Source organism: Flavobacterium palustre (assembly GCF_014639535.1).
GTDB lineage: Bacteria > Bacteroidota > Bacteroidia > Flavobacteriales > Flavobacteriaceae > Flavobacterium > Flavobacterium palustre.
Genome location: NZ_BMGA01000002.1, coordinates 260,914 through 280,741 on the forward strand (window position 1 = coordinate 260,914; position 19,828 = coordinate 280,741).

At 33.8% G+C, this 19,828-nt stretch carries 22 protein-coding genes; 9 read left to right on the forward strand and 13 right to left on the reverse strand.

Annotated features, from left to right (window positions below; translation table 11 throughout):
* The first annotated feature begins 12 nt into the window (after nucleotides 1-12).
* From IEV84_RS05910 to IEV84_RS05920, 3 genes are all read left to right on the forward strand, one after another.
* On the forward strand, nucleotides 13-870 hold the full coding sequence (locus IEV84_RS05910; RefSeq protein ID WP_188493371.1) for an SDR family oxidoreductase: 858 nt from the start codon (nucleotides 13-15) through the stop codon (nucleotides 868-870).
* An 8-nt stretch (nucleotides 871-878) separates the two neighbouring features.
* Entirely contained in the window at nucleotides 879-1,775 is an 897-nt protein-coding gene (locus IEV84_RS05915; protein ID WP_188493372.1) for a helix-turn-helix domain-containing protein, read from the forward strand.
* Between the two features lie 82 nt (nucleotides 1,776-1,857).
* Nucleotides 1,858-2,226, forward strand: a complete 369-nt coding sequence (locus IEV84_RS05920; protein ID WP_188493373.1) for an MmcQ/YjbR family DNA-binding protein — start codon at nucleotides 1,858-1,860, stop codon at nucleotides 2,224-2,226.
* A gap of 55 nt (nucleotides 2,227-2,281) precedes the next feature.
* Here IEV84_RS05920 and IEV84_RS05925 read toward each other — a convergent pair whose 3' ends face one another.
* The 5 genes from IEV84_RS05925 to IEV84_RS05945 all read right to left on the reverse strand — a co-directional run bounded on the left by IEV84_RS05925 (nucleotide 2,282) and on the right by IEV84_RS05945 (nucleotide 7,318).
* Nucleotides 2,282-3,103, reverse strand: a complete 822-nt coding sequence (locus IEV84_RS05925) for a helix-turn-helix domain-containing protein (RefSeq protein WP_188493374.1) — start codon at nucleotides 3,101-3,103, stop codon at nucleotides 2,282-2,284.
* Between the two features lie 280 nt (nucleotides 3,104-3,383).
* Nucleotides 3,384-4,097 carry an SDR family oxidoreductase gene (locus tag IEV84_RS05930; protein ID WP_188493375.1) on the reverse strand — a complete coding sequence of 238 codons (714 nt, stop codon included), beginning with the start codon at nucleotides 4,095-4,097 and terminating at the stop codon, nucleotides 3,384-3,386.
* Between the two features lie 249 nt (nucleotides 4,098-4,346).
* The gene (locus IEV84_RS05935; protein WP_188493376.1) at nucleotides 4,347-5,384 is read right to left on the reverse strand and encodes an SDR family NAD(P)-dependent oxidoreductase; all 1,038 of its coding nucleotides are present in this window, start codon (nucleotides 5,382-5,384) and stop codon (nucleotides 4,347-4,349) included.
* Nucleotides 5,385-5,509: 125 nt separating this feature from the next.
* Entirely contained in the window at nucleotides 5,510-6,514 is a 1,005-nt protein-coding gene (locus IEV84_RS05940; RefSeq protein WP_188493377.1) for an NADP-dependent oxidoreductase, read from the reverse strand.
* A gap of 6 nt (nucleotides 6,515-6,520) precedes the next feature.
* The gene (locus IEV84_RS05945) at nucleotides 6,521-7,318 is read right to left on the reverse strand and encodes an SDR family oxidoreductase (protein ID WP_188493378.1); all 798 of its coding nucleotides are present in this window, start codon (nucleotides 7,316-7,318) and stop codon (nucleotides 6,521-6,523) included.
* A 114-nt stretch (nucleotides 7,319-7,432) separates the two neighbouring features.
* Between IEV84_RS05945 and IEV84_RS05950 the strand changes: the two genes are divergently transcribed.
* The 6 genes from IEV84_RS05950 (at nucleotide 7,433) to IEV84_RS05975 (ending at nucleotide 11,001) form a co-directional block, all read left to right on the forward strand.
* The gene (locus IEV84_RS05950) at nucleotides 7,433-7,840 is read left to right on the forward strand and encodes a winged helix-turn-helix transcriptional regulator (RefSeq protein WP_188493379.1); all 408 of its coding nucleotides are present in this window, start codon (nucleotides 7,433-7,435) and stop codon (nucleotides 7,838-7,840) included.
* A 34-nt stretch (nucleotides 7,841-7,874) separates the two neighbouring features.
* Complete coding sequence (locus tag IEV84_RS05955) at nucleotides 7,875-8,630, forward strand: GDSL-type esterase/lipase family protein (RefSeq protein ID WP_188493380.1); 756 nt, start codon at nucleotides 7,875-7,877, stop codon at nucleotides 8,628-8,630.
* Between the two features lie 807 nt (nucleotides 8,631-9,437).
* Nucleotides 9,438-10,196, forward strand: coding sequence for a hypothetical protein (locus IEV84_RS05960; RefSeq protein ID WP_188493381.1), 759 nt, complete (start codon nucleotides 9,438-9,440; stop codon nucleotides 10,194-10,196).
* A 21-nt stretch (nucleotides 10,197-10,217) separates the two neighbouring features.
* A complete protein-coding gene (locus IEV84_RS05965) occupies nucleotides 10,218-10,619 on the forward strand; it encodes a DUF5675 family protein (protein WP_188493583.1) in 402 nt (133 codons plus the stop codon).
* A gap of 3 nt (nucleotides 10,620-10,622) precedes the next feature.
* On the forward strand, nucleotides 10,623-10,838 hold the full coding sequence (locus IEV84_RS05970) for a hypothetical protein (RefSeq protein WP_188493382.1): 216 nt from the start codon (nucleotides 10,623-10,625) through the stop codon (nucleotides 10,836-10,838).
* A complete protein-coding gene (locus IEV84_RS05975) occupies nucleotides 10,825-11,001 on the forward strand; it encodes a hypothetical protein (RefSeq protein WP_188493383.1) in 177 nt (58 codons plus the stop codon). The genes IEV84_RS05970 and IEV84_RS05975 overlap by 14 nt, the downstream gene beginning before the upstream one ends.
* Nucleotides 11,002-11,074: 73 nt before the next feature.
* On the opposite strand, the gene IEV84_RS05980 is transcribed toward IEV84_RS05975, so the two are convergent.
* From IEV84_RS05980 to IEV84_RS06015, 8 genes are all read right to left on the reverse strand, one after another.
* Nucleotides 11,075-11,980, reverse strand: a complete 906-nt coding sequence (locus tag IEV84_RS05980; protein WP_188493384.1) for a hypothetical protein — start codon at nucleotides 11,978-11,980, stop codon at nucleotides 11,075-11,077.
* A gap of 52 nt (nucleotides 11,981-12,032) precedes the next feature.
* Entirely contained in the window at nucleotides 12,033-12,455 is a 423-nt protein-coding gene (locus IEV84_RS05985) for a DUF6943 family protein (protein WP_188493385.1), read from the reverse strand.
* A gap of 1,047 nt (nucleotides 12,456-13,502) precedes the next feature.
* Nucleotides 13,503-14,726, reverse strand: coding sequence for an MFS transporter (locus IEV84_RS05990; protein WP_188493386.1), 1,224 nt, complete (start codon nucleotides 14,724-14,726; stop codon nucleotides 13,503-13,505).
* 11 nt (nucleotides 14,727-14,737) lie between these two features.
* The gene (locus IEV84_RS05995; RefSeq protein WP_188493387.1) at nucleotides 14,738-15,844 is read right to left on the reverse strand and encodes an MBL fold metallo-hydrolase; all 1,107 of its coding nucleotides are present in this window, start codon (nucleotides 15,842-15,844) and stop codon (nucleotides 14,738-14,740) included.
* A 71-nt stretch (nucleotides 15,845-15,915) separates the two neighbouring features.
* Nucleotides 15,916-16,479, reverse strand: a complete 564-nt coding sequence (locus tag IEV84_RS06000; protein WP_188493388.1) for a Crp/Fnr family transcriptional regulator — start codon at nucleotides 16,477-16,479, stop codon at nucleotides 15,916-15,918.
* A 216-nt stretch (nucleotides 16,480-16,695) separates the two neighbouring features.
* On the reverse strand, nucleotides 16,696-17,172 hold the full coding sequence (locus IEV84_RS06005) for a DUF3659 domain-containing protein (RefSeq protein WP_188493389.1): 477 nt from the start codon (nucleotides 17,170-17,172) through the stop codon (nucleotides 16,696-16,698).
* 186 nt (nucleotides 17,173-17,358) lie between these two features.
* Nucleotides 17,359-18,576: an efflux RND transporter periplasmic adaptor subunit gene (locus IEV84_RS06010; RefSeq protein WP_188493390.1), complete on the reverse strand. Its 1,218-nt coding sequence runs from the start codon at nucleotides 18,574-18,576 to the stop codon at nucleotides 17,359-17,361.
* A 2-nt stretch (nucleotides 18,577-18,578) separates the two neighbouring features.
* Nucleotides 18,579-19,826: a heavy metal-binding domain-containing protein gene (locus tag IEV84_RS06015; protein WP_188493391.1), complete on the reverse strand. Its 1,248-nt coding sequence runs from the start codon at nucleotides 19,824-19,826 to the stop codon at nucleotides 18,579-18,581.
* Nucleotides 19,827-19,828 lie beyond the last annotated feature (2 nt).

Sequence of the window (19,828 nt, forward strand, 5' to 3'; positions counted from 1 at the left end):
AAAAATTAAACAATGATTAATAAAATAACAGTAATTGGAGCAACAGGAATGATAGGTACTCCTGTAACCAAAGAATTGATAAAAGCGGGTTTTGAAGTAACAGCTTTTGTAAGAAACATTGAAAAAGAAAAACATATTTTTCCATCGGGTATAGATTTTGTGCAAGGCGACCTCAAAAATAAATCTGACATTACTGAATCCATCAAAGATGCCGATGCGGTTTATATCAGTATATCTTCAGGCTCAAACGATACCGAAAACGGATTTAATCCTGAAGTCGGTGGAGTGGATAATATTATTGCTGCCCTTAAAGCATCATCTGTAAAACGAGTTGGATTTTTATCCTCGTTTTTGGCAAGAAATTACAATGGCGATTGGTGGGCGATGAAAGCCAAAAAACAAGCGGCTCAAAAAATTAAAAATTCAGGGATTCCTTATACAATATTTTATCCTGCCAATTTTATGCAAAATTTTAATGGAGGTATGAGAGATGGAAATAAGGTAAACATCATCGGAAAATCAAATGAAAAATCGTGGTGGATAGATGCCGAAGATTTTGGTAAACAAGTAGCCAACGCCTTCAAAACTGAGCAATCATTGAATAGAGAATATGCTGTACAAGGCTTAGAGCCATTGACAACTACAGAAGCGACCAAAATTTTTGTAGAAAACCATACCAAAGAAAAATTAACTATTGCAAAATTACCAATCGGGATGGCTAAATTTTTATCTTTGTTTATAAAGCCTTTACGGTATGTTGTGCCATTAATAACGGTAATGAACAACAACAAAGAAACCTTTGAAGCTCAAAAAACTTGGGACGAACTAGGCAAGCCTACAATAACGGTGGCGAAATTTGCAAAAAAATAATAAAATCTATGACACATTATAAAACCATTAGTGAGTTATTTAAAGCTAACGAATTCCCTCCCCCAGAGAATCCGTTATTGGGGGTATTAACTTTTGAGCAAGCCGAAGATTGCCCCTTTGTAGAAAAAGAGTTTACAATGGCATTTTACGGCATTTCATATAATAAATTTGAAACAGGTACTCTTTTTTATGGCAAAACTAAATATGACCACGACAATGGCTCAATGGCATTTGTAAAGCCTCATCAGAAAATTAAAATGGATAATTTAAAAAATGCTGAAAAAGGATTTTTGCTCTACATTCACGAGGATTTTTTATTCAATTCTAATCTTTATTCCGAGATAAAAAAATACGGATATTTTGATTACGAAGTCAACGAAGCCCTGCATTTATCACCAAAGGAAGAGGAAATTATTTGGGACTTGTTCAATAAAATAAAATCGGAATATTACAACAATCAGGATGATTTTAGCAGAGATATAATGATTACGCATATTGATTCCATTTTGAAATATTCGCAACGGTTTTACAAACGACAATTTTTAAACAGAGCAGTTCTTTCAGGTACAACGGTTTCAAAATTTACTGATGTTTTGACTACTTATTTTGAAAATGGGAGTTTTCAAAAAAATGGTTTGCCAACCGTAAAATATATGGCCGAAAAATTAAACTTATCGCCAAGGTATTTAAGCGATTTACTGAAACAAGAAACAGGCAAAACAGCTTTGGAACACATACACATTGCATTGGTTATGGAAGCCAAAAAATTATTAATGAGTACCGATAAAACCGTAGCAGAAACAGCCTATCAATTGGGCTTTGAAAATGCTCCGTATTTTTCAAGGCTGTTCAAAAAAGAAGTAGGACAAACACCCACCGAATACAGAGAGCGGTTTTTGAATTAAACAAAATGGAGCGGTCATTTATAGCAATTTTTAAGCAAAAAATTATGTCAAAGAAGCGGTTTAATTTTAAAATTAATAAGGTATGAATGTTGAGGATTTTAGGAAATATTGTCTATCTCTAAATGGTGTGACTGAAAAAATGCCATTTGGAAAAGCAACAAGCCAATACGATCGTAATTTACTTGTCTTCTCTATTGGTGATAAATGGTTTTGCCTTGTAAACATTGAGGTTTTTGACTTCTGTGTTCTAAAATCAGAACCCGATTTAATTGAAGAATTACGCATTCAATACGACGCTATCCGCCCCGGCTATCATATGAATCACAAACATTGGATTTCAGTATATTTCAATACCGATTTAGATGATAAAAATATCCTAAAACTTGTTAAGGAATCTTATCGGTTAGTGTTAGAATCGCTTCCAAAAAAGGAACAAGCAAAATATCTCTAAAATGCTCAATAAAGAAGTCCTAAATAAAGAATGGTTTTTGAATTGAATAATATGATTATCTCAGATTGTGATTTACAAACTCCGTAGGGCTTTTACCAAATTGCTTTTTGAAAGCAAAAGAGAAATGGGATAAGTTTTCAAAACCCACTTCATAAAAAACATCAATAGGTTTTCTCTTTTTTTCAGTTATTTGAAAACGGGCTAGTTCCAGTCTTTTTTGGGTAATCCATTTTTGTGGTGTTGTATTGAAAGCCTTTTTGAAGTCACGTTTAAAAGTCGTCAAACTTCGTCCGGTCAGGTAGCCAAATTTTTCTATTGGCATATTGAACATATAATTACGTTCCATAAATTCGACCAAGTTGATTTTATGAGGCTCTGAAAAGTCGGATAAAATATTGTCGATGTCTTGGTTTATGGAGCGCAAAACGGTAATCGCTTCCTGAATTTTCAATTGGGAAAGCTCTTGCGGCAATTTGTAGTTCAGGTCGAAATACGGCAAGATCGAAGCAAAAAAACTGTCGAGTAAAGGACTTTGGGACAATGGAATGATGTAATCGGTTTTAGAAACCAGAGTGGCTTGCAATTTTTTTTGTTCGTAAAATGCCCTTAAAACGTCCTGTGTCAGTTTTACTACAATGGCTCTGTAAGGCAAACCGTCTTTATCGGACTTTACTAACGTAGATAGTTGATTTCTTGGAAAAAGAAGCGTTTCGCCCAACCCAAAAACATAGGTTTTATTTGACTGAATCACTTTTAATTCGCCCGACAACACCCGAACAACACAATGTTCCTCCGAAATCATTTCGGTATTGTGACGAGTAGATCCGCTACAGCTGAAAACAATTTCAGCGTTTTTATTGATTTGTTTTGTTGCCATAATACAAAGGTAAAAAATAATGAGGCTCATCAATGTGCCTTATTATTTATAATTAAATTTATTGTTAAATATGTAATTTACAAATTCGGTAACTTTTTTTATACAGCCTCAATAAATAATAATTATTTTATGACTGTCCGTAAAGAGTACTATATATTTTTTTTGCCATTGATTACACAGATTCTCACAGATTTCATTACACTTTTTTAAAAATCTGTGTAAATCTTTTTAATCTGTGGCTAATTCTATCTGCTAGGTATTAGTTACGGATAGTCATATATTATTTAGCAGACGGAGGTGCACTAGGTCTCACTTCTATTTTACTAGGAAGTGTTCGAGGGGTCATTTTCATCACATCAATTATTATTTCGCCTATATCTTCTGGTTGAATTTTCCAATTATCTGTTTCGGATGGAATATGATTATTAAAATTGGATGCTACAGATCCAGGCAAAATCGTAGAAACCTTCACATCATATTTTCTTAAATCAAGCATAATTGCCTGACTAAAACCTGTGAGACCAAACTTACTCGCATTATAGGCCGAACCTCCAGCAGAGAAGCTAATTCCTGCTAAACTAGAAATGGTGATAATATAGCCTTTACTTTTTTTCAATGCTTCTAATGAAGCTTTTACACTATAAAATACACCTGTTAGGTTGGTATCAATAGTTTCGTTCCATAAATCAGGAGTAAGATCTTCAATAGATGTATAATGCCCTATACCTGCATTGGCTACTAATAAATCAATCTTTCCCCACTTTTCAATTGTTTTTTGAACGGCTTGTTGTTGAGAGTCAAAACTACGCACATCAGCCTCTAGTGCCAGTACATCGTCAGAACTTAATCGAGATACAGCTTCATCCAAAGCCTGTTGCGAGCGACCTGTAATTGCTACTTTCATTCCCTCTTTCAAAAGAGAGGCAGCTACCCCATATCCTATTCCTTTACTACCTCCTGTAATAAACGCTACTTTTCCTCTTAAATCTGTCATTTGATATTTAATTATAATTTAAACTATAGAAGCAAGTCATTGATATATTAAATAGTATCAACTGGGTATTATAATGCTCCTTTGTAGTTTGTGTACGCCTTTTTTAGATTTTGATATTCATTAAAATTTAAACAAAAATAGAATTTCTTTTGATGACAAGCTTTGTTTAAAGGACCATTAAGTTTATAACTAAAGTTGTCTAAAATTAATAATGAGACTGTCCGAAAAGGACAGCCTCATTATTTTTAATTAAATGTCAAATTTTGTGTTAGTCAATTCTTCGGTCAAAGTCCAGAGTTTTTGGGCAGCTTCTGCTTCTAATGCAAAGGGTGCCACACCTCCAAATCCGCCTGGGTTTCTATAAGCAGCAGCAATGCTGTCGTAATTTTCTGCATCGTATTGGGCAATTTCTACATCTTCCAAATACACGCCTCCAATGTTTTCAAGCTGTGGACTCGTTGCTGCCCAGATTGTTGTTGCAGCTCCTTGTTCCTTGGTTTTCTGTATTTTTTTCATTGCTTCTTCGGCTTCAGAGTTTGGTGTGCCGTCCGCATTTAAAATACCCAAGGTAACAAAATCCTCAAAAGCTAAATGTCTGCCCAGATTGGTTTCCAAAATCAACCCCGGGTGCAAGGCATAAGCCCGAACGCCAAATTGCTGTGCTCTTTTATCCAATTCTACCGCAAAAAGCACATTTGCAGTTTTGGATTGTCCATAGGCTTCAAATTTGTCGTACTCCCTTGTGTTATAGTTTACATCGTCAAAAAGTACCGGCGAATAATGGTGTCCTGAAGACGAAACGGTAATTACTCTTGCGCCATTTGCTTTTTTCAATGCTTCCCAAAGTTTCGCTGTCAGTTGAAAATGCCCCAAATGATTGGTAGAAAATTGTCCCTCATTGCCACGTTCGTCACGATACAAAGGAGTCCACATTACACCAGCATTGTTGATAAGCAAATGTAATGGTCTGCCCGAAGCCAAAAATTTCTCAGCAAATGCGTTAATAGAAGCAGAATCAATCAGGTTTAACGCAGCTACTTCTACATTGTTGATGCCTTCCAGATTTTGTTTCGTTTTTTCGACATCTCTAGCCGGAACAATAACCGTTGCTCCAGCCGAAGTCAATGTTTTGGTGATTTCCAAACCCAATCCGCCATCACCGCCCGTTACGATGGCAATTTTTCCTGTAAGGTCAATTCCTTTGATAACATCTGTAGTTGTTGATGCTGCGTTGAAGCCAGAACCTATCGGTTTTTGTAAAGCTCCGTTGTAATTGTTTTGTCCCATTTTTAAAATTCATTTTAAATTTTTATTGAGACAAAGATAGAATGCTTATTCCCAGTGCGTTTTGTTCAAAAGTCCTAATTACTTTGTTGAAAAGGTCGGTTTTTTATTGGTGATGTTTGTGTTGATTATTTAACTTTAATAACAACTTTCCCTTTTGCCCGACCCGTTTCCACATAAGCCATAGCATCATTGGTTTGCTCAAATGGAAAAACTTTATCAATAACGGGTTTTATAATTCCGGATTCTATCAATTTTGTTATTTCGCCCAATTGATTTCCTTCGGCTCTCATAAACAGGAATTTAAAAGCTACATTTTGTTTCTTGGCTTGTTTTCTGGCACTAGAACTTAAAAGTTTAATAACCAATTTTAACGGCCAAGACAAGCCAAGAGCCTCCGCAAATTCGGGAGTAGGAGGACCAACAAGTGAGATTAATTGCCCACCAGGTTTGAGAACTCGAAGTGATTTTTCAAGAATTTTTGGGTCACGATTACTATGCAAAACCAAATCGTAATCTTTCAAAATAGTAGAGAAATCTTCTGTTTTGTAGTCAATAATTACATCAGCTCCCAGACTTTTGACTAAAGCTCTATTTTTTTCACTGGTTGTTGTAGCCACAAAAGCCCCCAAATGTTTGACAAATTGAATGGCAAAAGTACCCACACCTCCAGAACCAGCCTGAATAAATACTTTTTGTCCTTTTTTTATTTTTCCCATTTCAACAAGAGCTTGCCAAGCTGTTAAACCAACCAATGGAATTGAAGCAGCTTCTTCCATCGAAAGATTTTTGGGTTTTGGAGCAAGATCAGCTTCATTTACGGCGATATATTCCGCAAAAGTGCCTATTCTATAATCTGCTACTCTTGAATAGACTTCATCCCCAACTTTGAATTTCTTTACGCCAGAGCCTACTTTAACGACCGTTCCAGCCATATCGTGCCCATTGACAAGTGGCGTTTTATAAAGCAAAAAGAGTTTGAACTCGCCATTTTTGATGAGTGAATCTAACAAGTTTACACCCGCTGCGTGAATTTGAACCAGCACTTCATTTGCTTTCGCAACCGGTTCTGCTAATTGGGTAAGTTGCAGTTTTTCTTTTTTGCTGTATTTTGTTATGATAAATGCTTTCATTCCTACTTATTTGTTTAGTTGTTTCAATACGTTTTTTTCTAAAATACCATAAGCAAAGTGCTGTAGATTTATCAAGGCAGGAGTATCTTTACCAACAATGTTTCTAAATTTGGGTTTGTCTGTTTGAATTACTTTAAGCACTTTTTCAACAACTAATATTGGATCTTCGGCTTTACTTACTAATTCGTCGGAGAATTTTTGAATTTTATTTCTTAAAGAGTTATAGTCTGGAATTCTATTTATAGTAGCAATTGAATTAGTAATAACATTTGTCTTAAAAGCAGCAGGTTCAATCATTGCTACCTCAATATTAAACTCATTCAATTCATAACGCAATGATTTGAAATAGCCTTCCAAGGCGTGTTTTGAAGCGGCATAGTAGGCAGTATTAGGAAACGACACCAATCCTATAATAGAACCTAAAGTGATGATTTTACCTGATTTTTGTTTTCTAAAATGAGGTAAGATGGCATTGGTAACTTTGATGGTTCCCCAAAAATTAGTTTCCAATTGTTGTCTTCCTAACTCAATAGGCGTTTCTTCGGCAATTCCTGACACATAAAAGCCTGCATTGTTGATAAGGACATCCAATTTTGGTATTTCTTTAAAAAGTCTTTCCGAAAAGGAGTTTATTGACTGCTCCGAATCAAGGTCTAATGCAATCATTTTGAATGGCAATTTTGACGCATACTTTTCTGGGTTTCGGCTTGTGCCAATGACATTGTGGCCACTTTGTTGAAGCTTGTTTGCGATTAACAATCCAAATCCTGACGATGCTCCAGTAACTAAAATATTTTGTTTCATTTTTATTGTGTTTAAAAATTAATTTATAAATTTGCTTGCATTTTGCAAGTACAAATATAGATACATTAACTTGTTATTTGCAAGTGGTTTTGGAAATATTTTTAATTTATTTTTATGAAAGGAATAAAAAAAAGATCGGATTGCCCTATTAGCGGCACTTTAGACGTGTTTGGCGACAAATGGTCGTTTTTGATTATCAGGGATTTATTATTCAGAAAAGAGTGCACTTATGGTGATTTTTTAAAATCTGCCGAAGGAATTGCAACCAATATTCTGGCAAGCAGATTGGTTACTTTGGAAGAAAATAAAATAATAGAAAAACTAGAACATCCAACGAGTAAAGCCAAAGTGTTGTATAAATTAACCAAAAAAGGAATTGATTTGTTGCCTATTTTAATCGAAATTCATCTGTGGTTTGATAAATATGGAACAACTCCGGAGGAAATTCGTGAAATGCTTGAACTTGTAAGGAAAGATAAAGCAGGTTTTATTGAAAACTTTACCAAGAATCTTGAGAGTTAAACGGATTTCATTAAAATAGCATAAACAGAACACTATGAAAAAAATAGGCCTAATTTTATTTTTAATTATAAGCATCAACGCTTTTGGACAATCAGCTCCGGTTGAGACAAATAAATTAGCTGAATTATATCCAACCCAAAAAGTAGTAAGCCGCTATCATAACGATTGGACCCAAAAATATTACCCAAAACGGATTCAAGAGTTTAAAAAAGAACCATTGGAGTTTGGGGAAATTGTCTTTATAGGAAATAGTATCACCGAAGGAGGGAAAGATTGGAGTGCCAGATTTGGAATAAACCATATCCGCAACCGGGGAATTGCTGGAGATGGTACCGATGGCGTATTGCAACGCTTGGACGAAATTATTTATTTCAAACCCAAAGCCGTATTTATCCTCATTGGAGTTAATGACCTCTTTAACCTTCATCACAATGAAGACAATCGTTCTTTAAAATATGATAAAATCGTTCCGTCAACCGAATATATAGCAAAGAATATCTTGAAAATTGCAAAAACAATTCATCGCAAATCACCAATTACAAAGATTTATGTGCGCACACTTTTGCCCAGCAGAAGAGAATTTTTGAAAGAAGATATTCTATCGGTGAATGCAATCATTAAAAAAAATGAGTCAAAAAGCTATTATAAAGTTATTGATTTATATGCTCAATTTGTGGATGCAGAAGGCGAACTACAAAAAGAATTGACCAAAGATGGCCTTCATTTGAATGACAAAGGCTATGAAAAATGGGTTGATTTTGAGAAACCTATAGTTGGAGAAATTAAGTGAAAAAGGATTTACACAAAAAGTTTGAAAATATTAGGCATAAAAAAAACTCCTTAATTGCTTAAGGAGTTTTTTGTGGGCGATGAGGGATTAGAACTTAACCTCTAATACGCTGATATATAATAAAATATATTAGTCTAAAACATAAGGATCTCGATTTTGCTCCTTTAAACAGATACAAATATCACTAAATCTTATACTGTAAATTTACTGATTAATAAGGTATTGACCAAATGCATCTACAATTAATTCATACTAAAAAATGAACTAGTTATTAAACTAGTTGGAGATTCTAGGGAAATTTATTCTCTGTTTTTTGGTTTCTTCTTTTCATCCAAAAATTAGCGGTTCTACTTGTTCAATTTTTAAACCTGCATACTGGCAGAACTCCTCAATGGTTACTAACTCATTTTCAAGCTTATTAAGGTTCTTTCTAATAGCTTGCAACATTCTAGCACTTTGTCTGTAACTCTTGCCTGTGATGCGTTCAATGTCTTTTGGATAGATGCATATTCTTTTAATTTGCGTTTTCATACTCTATCTATAGCTTTGAGTAGGCTATACTATACTTCTAATAGCCTTTTGTACTTTTTAAAATTACTGCAATTTAATCATTATTTTGAGACGTTCAATAATGATTGTTTATGCCCTATTGAGTCATTTACGTCGTTTTAGGACATATCGAACGCCTCTCCCTTTTTATTGTTCTAAAATAGCTTAAAATTTGTTTCAAAATCAATCAGGAGATGTTGCAACAAGATGATGATTGAGTGAATTATTCACTGATTTATTAAACAAAATTTTGAAGTTATGGCAAGGCAAAAAGGCATAATTAAATTAAAAGGTACTATCGGAGATATTACTTTTTACAAAACGCAAGATGGACACTTAGCAAGAGAAAAAGGCGGAATTGACGCTAGTAGAATTGCAAGTGACCCAGCTTTTCAAAGAACACGTGAAAACGGTTCTGAATTTGGAAGAGCAGGTAAAGCTGGAAAGATTTTGAGAACAGCTCTTAGAGTTTTGCTTTTGAATTCTTCTGATAGCCGAATGGTGAGTCGTTTGACGCAATCTATGGTTAAAGTGATTCAGGCGGATACAACGAGTGAACGTGGATTGAGAAATGTGATTGATGGTGAAGCAGAATTGTTAACCGGATTTGAATTCAATATTCGTGGAAAACTGGGCACCAGTTTGTTTGCACCGTTTACTGGAGGTATCAACAGGGTTACCGGTGAAATATCGGTAGATATTCCACCCTTTATTCCATCGAATATGATTGCTGCTCCAGGAGGAACTACTCACTTCAAAATTATTTCAGCAGGTGTTGAAGTTGATTTTGAAAATGAAACTTTTGTAGAGCAACATTCTGAAACAGCAATTACGGCTTGGGATGCAACGGCTACAGCTATGATTAGCCATGTGAATACGGTTACACCTAACAGTACTAAACCACTATTTTTAGCTTTAGGTCTTGAGTTTTACCAAGAAGTAAATGGCAGCATGTATTCATTGAAAAACGGTGCTTACAACCCTTTATCGCTTATTGCAGTTGATGGAGGTGTCTAATCTCAATTTAGAATTTAGATGATGGTTTTGTTTTTAACCAGAACTTATTTCCCTGAAGGAACTAATGGTAAACTCGAATGCGAAGGTAAGTTGATTTGTAAAACAATTGAATTACCGTGGAAGATGAACGAAACGAAAGTTTCCTGTATTCCGGAGGGGAAATATTTTATTAGAAAGCGATACAGTGCAAAGTATAAATGGCATTTAGAAATAATGGATGTATCCAATAGAAAATTTATTCTTTTTCATCCTGCTAATAATGCCCAAAAAGAATTACAAGGCTGTATTGCTCCTGTTACTAAACTTTCTGGACCTGGATTAGGTTTGATGTCCCGAAAAGCTTTTACGAAGCTAAAAGACATTGTATATAAAGCTTTAGACAATAAGGAAAGTGTCGAAATACTAATTCAATCTCACTATTAGATTATGAAAAAAATTATAAATAGAGCTTCAGCTCCCACTCCAAAGTTTTTTAAAGTGCTTCGAAATGTTGGTTTGGCAATGGCTGCCTTTGGTGGAACAATTTTAGCTGCTCCAATTGCTCTGCCTGTAATAGTAACAACTATTGGAGGTTATGTTGCTGTAGCAGGTGGTGTTTTGTCGGCTGTAAGCCAGCTTACTACAACTGATGACAGTCCATAACCAAACCTTGATGGGAACTGCCGGAGGCACATTTTTAAGTATAGTACCTAATATTCAATCTGAAGATATTGTAAAAACAGTTATTTTAGCTACTGTTGGAGCCGTTGTCAGTTTTATGATTTCGTTACTGCTTAAAAGCCTAAATAAGAAGCACAAAAAATAAGTTTAGCCCTAGTTGTGGTGACCTTTGGGTTAAGCAAAATGAAAGCCTGGTCGCAAGACCTGGCTTTTTTACTTTATGAAAATAAATCATCCATTGATTTTAACCCCAACTGATTAAGACACTCTTTTCTATGTGATTTTATTCGTTTAAATTTTAATTTTCTCCTATTTCCTTTATACTTTAAAATACTATCATTCCCTATTACTGTATGATCATATAACTTGTATACGGAACTTTCACCAGCTGCATATAATCTTAGCTTATGTGAAGCTTGAGGTGTTATCGCAATATTAAATCCCATCCCACCAACTCTAACACTCGGATAAAAAACACCATCAAATCCTTTTTGTACACACATTTCACTAAAAAGAGCAGATATTAAATATTCATAATCGTTATCTGTATCTTCTTTTGAAAATTCTTCAGCTAAAAAATCTTGGATTTTCATTGAGTTTTCAATCATTTCAGGAGATTGAAATTTAAATATTTCTTTGTATGCGTCTACTAATTCTTTTGTGAAACTATTTGTTTTATAAAATGTCTCTTTGAATACAATAGCTAATAAATTTAAATCTTCTTTTACATACCATCTACTATACGTTATTTTTTGATAACCTTTTTTTCTTTTATCTCTCAGCCATTTTACCGCTTCAAAAGGAGCAATTGCTCGGGCATTGTCTAAATCTCCTTCTGATGGATTATCTGCAACAGTACATCCATAAAACATAGTTTTATGAGAAGTACTAGCTCTTTGGTATGTAGTATTATATTTTTGCGGCTTATATGAAAGTTGATCAACATAATTAAACTTTTGATATTTATAATTTGGACGAACTCTTATAATAGATTTGCCTTTATGGTAAGATACAACAATATGCCCTACTTGACCAAGCGAATTAAGAAGATTTTTTATTTCATCTACAGGATATGTACTTAGTTCTAGTTCTTTTAAGCTCTTAATAATTTCGTCAACGCTCATTTTGTTAATTTTACATTTAAAAATATAAAATTAACAAATTATGGCAATTAAACTATCGGTTGCTATAACGATGCAAAATAACTTTTCTCATATCATTGATTAAATTGATGTTTTCGTGAAATTGTTTTTCTTTTTGTTCCAGAAGTTTTAAGGCCGCTACTTGTTTTAGATGCTCTTCGTGTTCCTGCATCATCAAACTGGCTTTAAGATTGAATTCTTTTGAAAAAATTTGAAGGCGTAAAAACGGAATAACCGAACCTACCAAAAATGGATGCCAAAACTTGGTTTTCCATAAGCTGTAAGCCACAAAATAAATATTTTCACAATCTTCCTCATTTTGAAAAATGATTACAAAACTATTGGTAAATGGTTCTTTTTGGGGTTTGCCGCTGTTCATCCCTTTGTTCAGAATGAATAAATGCGGTTTGCTGTAGCACGTGTCTTTTTGGTGTGTCTTAATGATGAAATTTGGCATGGCTCAATAGTATTAAAAAATTCGACATTATTTATTGAAAAGAAAAAAGAGAAAAAAAGAAAGCCGTTATTACAGCAGGAATGACGAACGAAAATGGAGGGAGGAACGACCGACTGGAAGTGAGGAATGGATGCTAAACTTGCTGTCTTTTTTTCTTTTTCTTTTCGATAAAATGCACCTACGTTCCTGTGACTATTTGTAGCAGGAACGCGATTCGGAAATCGGCAATCAAACACCCCCAAGCACCGCAGGGAAAAGAATGGAGTTTACGGAATTCTTTTTCCCGAGGAGCGCCGTGGCGGTGTTGCGGCAATCGAGCAGCCACCATAGACGCGGGAGTTGAGCGAAGGAACGTAGCGAAACGTAGCGGATATGAGCGTGTAACGGCGGGCTAACTATAAGCTCACCGCCTTTTGGCGGTTACCTTGATTTAGGGCAAAGTGAGGTTTTTACCGAACGGAGCCAAGCCCGATGGCTGAGCGAAGGAGCAACCGCTGAAAAAATAAAGGGCGGCAGACATAATACTGCTGGAATGAAGTGTAGCGTAGTTTACGGAGCGAAACGGAATGAAGCGGTATTGTGGATGCATAAGCCCGACCGAACGCAGGAAGAGAACGTGTGAAGATGAGGAACGAAACAGCGCAAAAAAATAGCTGCTTATTTTCAAGCTGCTGTTTTTTTTAGTGCTGTGAAGTGTCTGTGGAACGGAGGGAAACCAAACTATTGAATAGAAGTATTAGATTGCTTATTTACCCAAAAAGGTTCTTATGAAAATATAAGGTTGACCGACTGGAACAGCCGAACGGAACAAAGCGAACGACTGGAGAGAGACCGATTGATTGCCCGTGATTTTTTACGTAATTTTTGTTTTGGAATCGATTTTCAAATTAATTTTATTCACTCCTTTTGGATTATTATAATGTAATATTTTTTATCGAGGTCGATCAATTGGAATGTAAAATGTCTTTTTACCAGAGAACGAAAAAGAGTCTTCTCGTTATTACAAAAATAATTGAAAGAAACAGATGTTAGTTTTAGGAGTACTTTTTAAAAAAGTCTTTTGGATTTTATTTTGCAAGACATTCTGTAAATAATGATTATTGCCGAAATAATGGTCACTATTCCAATAAAGCCAATTGAAAACTCAATGCTAAATAAATTTGTCAAAACACCAGTCAATACAGCACCAATCACATAACCAAAATCTCTCCAAAAACGGAATACGCCAATACTTTTTGCTCTTTGTTCCGGATTAGTGTCTTCGGCGATGCTTGCTAAAAATGTTGGATATACAATAGCTGTTCCAATCCCTAATAAGACCGAAATAGCTACAAAATGAAAAATGGATGTTGAGAAAACCAAACATACTATGGCTAAACCTTGTAACAACATTCCCCAAAACAGCAAATCTCTTTTGCAATAGATATCCGAAAGTTTTCCTGTTATCAATTGACCTAAACCCCAAACAATTGGATAAGTGGCTGTAATTATTCCAATATTGGCAATTCCAAATCCTTTTTGTGCTAATAAAATTGGAATTATACCCCAAATCATTGCGTCATTCAAATTATTTATTAATCCTGCTTGAGTAACAGAACCCAAATTTTTATGTAACCAACTTGTTTCTGTAAAAGTGTTTTTTAATAGTGGAATTGTATTATTTATTTGGGTTTCTTTTTTAACGTGTCCGTCAGTATCTTTTACAAAGAACCACGTTAATACCGTTCCAAGGATAACAATCGCAATTCCTATATAAAATGGATAAGGTCTTAATCCATAATTATCGGCTATTAGACTTGTTATGTAAGCAACAAGCCCTAAAGTTCCATAGCCTGCAAATTCATTTAACCCCATAGCAAAACCACGCTGTTTTTCGCCAACTAAATCCATTTTCATTACTACTGTACTTGACCAGGTTAACCCTTGATTGATACCTAATAAAATATTTGCAAATAAAATCCAGTTCCAATTATTGGCATAAATAAGAATAAAAGGAACAGGAATTCCAATTATCCAGCCGTATAAAAGCAGTTTTTTTCTACCTATTTTATGTGCTAATGCACCAGCAAAATAATTGGTTATTGCTTTAAATAATCCAAATAATATGATAAATGATAAAATGATAGAAGTTGAAGTAAGATGGAATTCTTTTTCGGCAATTTCGGGTAATAATGTTCTTTCTAAACCTATCATTCCACCAACAAGTGCATTGATGAAAACCAATAACCAAAATTGTTTCCAGTTTTCTTTTAATCCTAATTTTATTTCCATTGTTGGGTGGTTTAAGAAATTGCACATCTGTTTGCCCCAGCTTCTAAATCAATTGGATTTATATCTTCTAAATCTCCTTTTAAATTTAATGCTACAATTTCTAAATAGTTAGTTGGTGTTGGTGGAATACGCTGTAAAATAATATCCGTAAAATCTTTTTCGTTTAGTTGTAGCATTGCCACATTTTTTTTCACAAAACCAATAGTAGTCTGAATGGGTTGATTATCAAAATCAACCGGTTGACTGGTGTGTGATGGCAAAACAAGTGTATTTTCATCAAGTGCCAAAACTATTTGTAATGATTGATATAGTTTTTTTGTTTTTTCTAACGCTTCGTTGTTATTGGCTTTTAAATCAGGTCTTCCTACACCATTTGTAAAAAGAGTGTCGCCTGACAATAGCACTTTTTCATCAATTAGAAATGTAGTGCTTTCCAAGGTGTGCCCAGGAGTTTTTATAGCTTTAATTTTGATATTTCCTAAATCGAAAATTGTATCGTTGTTTATTGGCTCAAAATCAAAAATCACTTTGTTTGGATGTGGAAGAAATAAGGGAACTGTATTATTTTCTGCTAATTGTTTTGATCTTGAAATATGATCTGCATGAATATGCGTTTCAATTACACATTTTAAAGTCAGATTTTCTTGTTCTAAAATTTTCTCATAAATCTCTGTAGAAAGCGAAGCATCAACAATAATTGCTTCATTATTGGAAATCACAATATAAGAAAGACAGCCTTTTCCTGTTCGTCTTAGTTGTATGATTTCAAAATTTGGAAAAGTAATTTTAGCAGTATTCCAGGATAGACTCCAAGCTTTCATCCCACCTTCTAAAGAATAGGCTTCAAAACCTTGGTTTTGCAATATTTCAGCTCCAATTAAACTCGTCTTACCACCTGCACAAATTACAACAACAGGAATGTGTTTTTCAAGATGTAATCCTTGAAAAGCAGATTTATCATTTGCTTTTAATTTGTCGTAAGCATTAATATGAATACTTTGTGGAATATACCACTCTACTCGTTCCTGGATGGGACGAATATCAATTATTGAAATCTCTTTTCCTGTTTCTAGCCAATTTCGAAGTGTTTCAGTATTAATGTTTTTTGTGGGTGACATTTTATGATTGATTATTTATTTCACAAATTTCGACACTTCAAAACACTAATCCTTTAACATAAGATAAATAATTACTTAATCGCTCTTATTCTACTCAAACTAACTTGGGTAATTCCTAAATAAGATGCAATATGTTTTAAAGGAACTTTTTTTAAAATATTTGGTTCTTCAGCTATTAAAGCATTATATCTTTCTTCGGCTGAATGAAATTGAATTCCTTCAATTCTATTTACAGTATCTACATAAGCAACTTCAAATATTTTTCGAAATAATCGTTCAATTTCAGGATAGGTGTCATACAATTTAAAAAGTTGAGTAGCATTTATGGCTACTATTTCACTGTCTTCTAAAATTTGGATTGCTTTTCGGGATGGATTTCCTGTAAATAAACTTTCAACTCTTGCTATAATATTGTTTTCAAAAGCGAAGCTTTCGGTAATGTCAATTCCATCTTTGTAATAATAAATCCTTGCAGTTCCTTTATTTATATAATAAATAGTTTTGCAAGTATGGCCAAAGGTTTGTAATTCTTGATTTTTTTTGATTTTTATAATAGAACAAATTTCAGTAATAGCATTTTCAGCTTCTTTTGAAAGTGAATTATAAAGTTGAAAATATTGAAATATTGATTTCATTAACAAATTTTAAATTTTATCTCAAAGTTAGTTATTTTTAATTTGTCAATTAACTAGCTAGTTTCTGAAACTAACCAGCATAAAAAAAATTATCTTATACTAAAAAGTAATTAGCGAAATGAAGCAAACGGCAATCTTAATCAGAAAGTCTTCAAAGAATTAGTATTCCATAAAAAAACAAATGGTTCGTTTTTTCACGAACCATTTGTTGAAAAATTATTTTTTAGATTTTTCGGGATTCATCTTTTTCTCTAACAATAAGCAATGGGCGGCACAGGCATGAAGTTTGTAATTTTCATGTACGCTACCTACATTATGCCCTTTTGCATCCAGTATTTCACATTTTTCTTTTTCTGTTTTTCCTACATTAAGTACATTTTCACCTTTTATGTTGTAGTACGAACCATTCTTTTTAGCCATACCTAACTTTTTCCCTTTAGAATCAATCACATTCCCGTTTCCATCAATAAAATATACTGTCTGACCTTTGTTGTTTTTCACGATATCTTCTTTGGTAATAAATCCTATTTTGTTCCAATTATAGTTGTAAACTTCACCCTTTTTATTAATATGAATTTTTTCAGACGGTGCGGAGTTCGATTTTGTTTGTGCGTTGGTACTTAAAGAGATTACCATTAAAAACATTGTTAGTAATGAAACTGTTTTTGTCAAAATTGATTTTTGTGTTTTCATAATAAATAGATGTTTAATTGTCGTCAGTTCCACTGTTGCCTGGTCTTCAGTATCGCTGTTGCCCGATTTATTTATTTATTTTATAAGTATTGATTTTCTATATTTTAAAGCATTTACAATCATAGAAACCTGATTAGAATTCTTTATTAAATTTACGGTATTTTCTTCTTTTACTAGTTTTAAGTATCACATTTTCATTCCCTCCATTGGATTACTGCCTTTTCTAAAAACGTATTCGCTATTTATACCATAAGCACCAGTAATCACGACTTTTTTTGTGCTATCTATTTCAGATTTGATTTCTATCATTCCATTGGTTTCTATTCCTGTTTCGACCATTAGGTTTTCAAATACTCCCGGTCTTTTTTCTACCCAAATATAGGAAGCGTTTTCTTCCCTGATAACTGCATCGACAGGAATGTATAATCCTTTCAGATTAGATTGTGTTAATTTTACCATCGCTTGCATCCCAGGTTTTAATTGCAAATTTGGATTTGGTATTTCCAATCGAATTAAAAGTAGACGAGTATCGGGGTTTATTTCGGGATTGATAAAAGAAACTTGAGCATTTATGATTTTATCAGGAAAATCGTTAAATGTAATTTGGGCTTTCTGTCCTATTTTTAGATTTTTAGCATAGTTTACGTTAACCTGTGTTTCTAACCAAAGGCTGTTTAAATTGGCCAATTTAATGATGCTGGAACCTTCCATTGCATAACTGCCTTCGGTGGTACTTATTTCCGATATTGTTCCACTGGTAGTGCTGTAAAAAACAATATAAGGAGAAACCTGCTTACTGGCTTTTAAACTTTCAATTTGGGCATTGGTTAAACCAAAGAATAACAGTTTTTGTTTTGCTGCATTGAGCATATTTTGTGCATTTTTTCCAAAATCGCCAGGCATTTGCAGTTGTTTGTATGCCGTGTAATAATCCTGTTTTGCAATAGCAATATCTTCACTATACAATTGATATACGGCTTGGTTTTTAGCCACATAATCGCCAACGGTTTTGAAATACAACTTTTCAATTCGTCCCATTGCTCTTACAGAAATGGTTTTGATTTTTTCCTGATTAATAGTCAATACTCCTGTATAATTTTGCTCTAAGCTGTTTTGAGTTTCTGAAATAGTTTGGGTAGTAATATTTCCCAGTTGTATTTGTTGTTTACTCAAACTTATTTCGTTAGTTTCAGTATCATCTTGTTTTATTGGTGTTAACTCCATTTGGCAAATGGGGCATTTTCCCGGTTTATCCTCCTTAACTTGTGGATCCATAGAACAGGTGTAAAATGTTGTTGCTGCACTCTTATTGTGTTTGCTATGGTCTTCTTTGTCTTTAGTATTACAAGCCACCATTATCATAAATAGTATTGATAATAAACTTATTTTTTTTATTGTCTTCATCATTATTCGGTTTTAATAAAGCTTTCGCTGTCGATTAAATATTGTGCATTTTTGGCAATGGTGTCTTTTACTGAAATACCCTCCATAATCTGAACAAAATTATCTATTTCAATTCCTGTTTTTATGGCCGATGCTTTAAAGCCATTTGCCATTTTCAAGAAAACGATTTTCTTGTTTCCAATGCTTACCATTGACTCTTTTTGTATCCAAATTCCATTTACTGGATTTGTTTTTACAACGCCTTGCAATCGCAAGCCAATTGGTAATTTCAAGTTATTGTTATTTAAATAAACTCGAATTCTATTGGTTTTATCAGCTGCATTTAATTGTGTTTCGACAAAATTTATTTTTGCATTTATGAGATCATTTTTGTCTAGTTCAGTAATAATTTTGATAGATTGGTTGGTTTTGATTACACTATTATATCCTTGTATAACATTAAATATTCCCCATACTTTATCCGTATTTAATAATTTAAAAATGACTTCCCCCTTTTTTATATAATTTCCTTCCTTAACATCCAATACTGCGGTGTTGTTGCTTGCACTTTGCATCACAGGATTAGTGGTGTTATCCATTGTTTCAGTTCCGTCAATAATTCCTGAAGCAGGACTATAAATTGTTATTAGCGGGTTAACTTTTTTGGAATTAGACAGCGCATTTATTTGATTTTGTGTCATTCCATAAAGCACTAATTTTTGTCTTGAGGCATTAATAATCGAAGAATTTTCAGCATCATTAGTAATCATATAAATAAAGCTTTGTTGCTCAGTCAGTAATTCAGGGCTGTATAAATCAAATAATTTTTGTCCTTTATTTACTTTTTGGTATTTATAATTGACATACATCCTTTCTATTCTCCCACTCATTCGAGCTGCAATATTTACTGATGAATTGGGATCATAGCCCACAAAGCCCGGTAAGTTTATTTCACTGCTTATGGTGGTGTCTATTGCTGTTGTCGTTTGATAATTACCTACTATAAAATTGTCGGTAGGTTTTATAAGATTGTCGATTGAATTGTCGTCAACGGAATTGTTCTCTGTTACTTTTTTTACCAAAGCCATTCCGCAAATGGGACAATTTCCGGGTTTATCTCTAATGATTTCCGGGTGCATCGAACAAGTATAAACCTCGTTTTGATGTTCTATTTCCGAATGATTGTCTGATTTTATGACATAGAAATAGATTGCAATTCCAATAATGGAAATTCCAATAAGAGCCAAACCATATTTTATATACTTGTTCATAA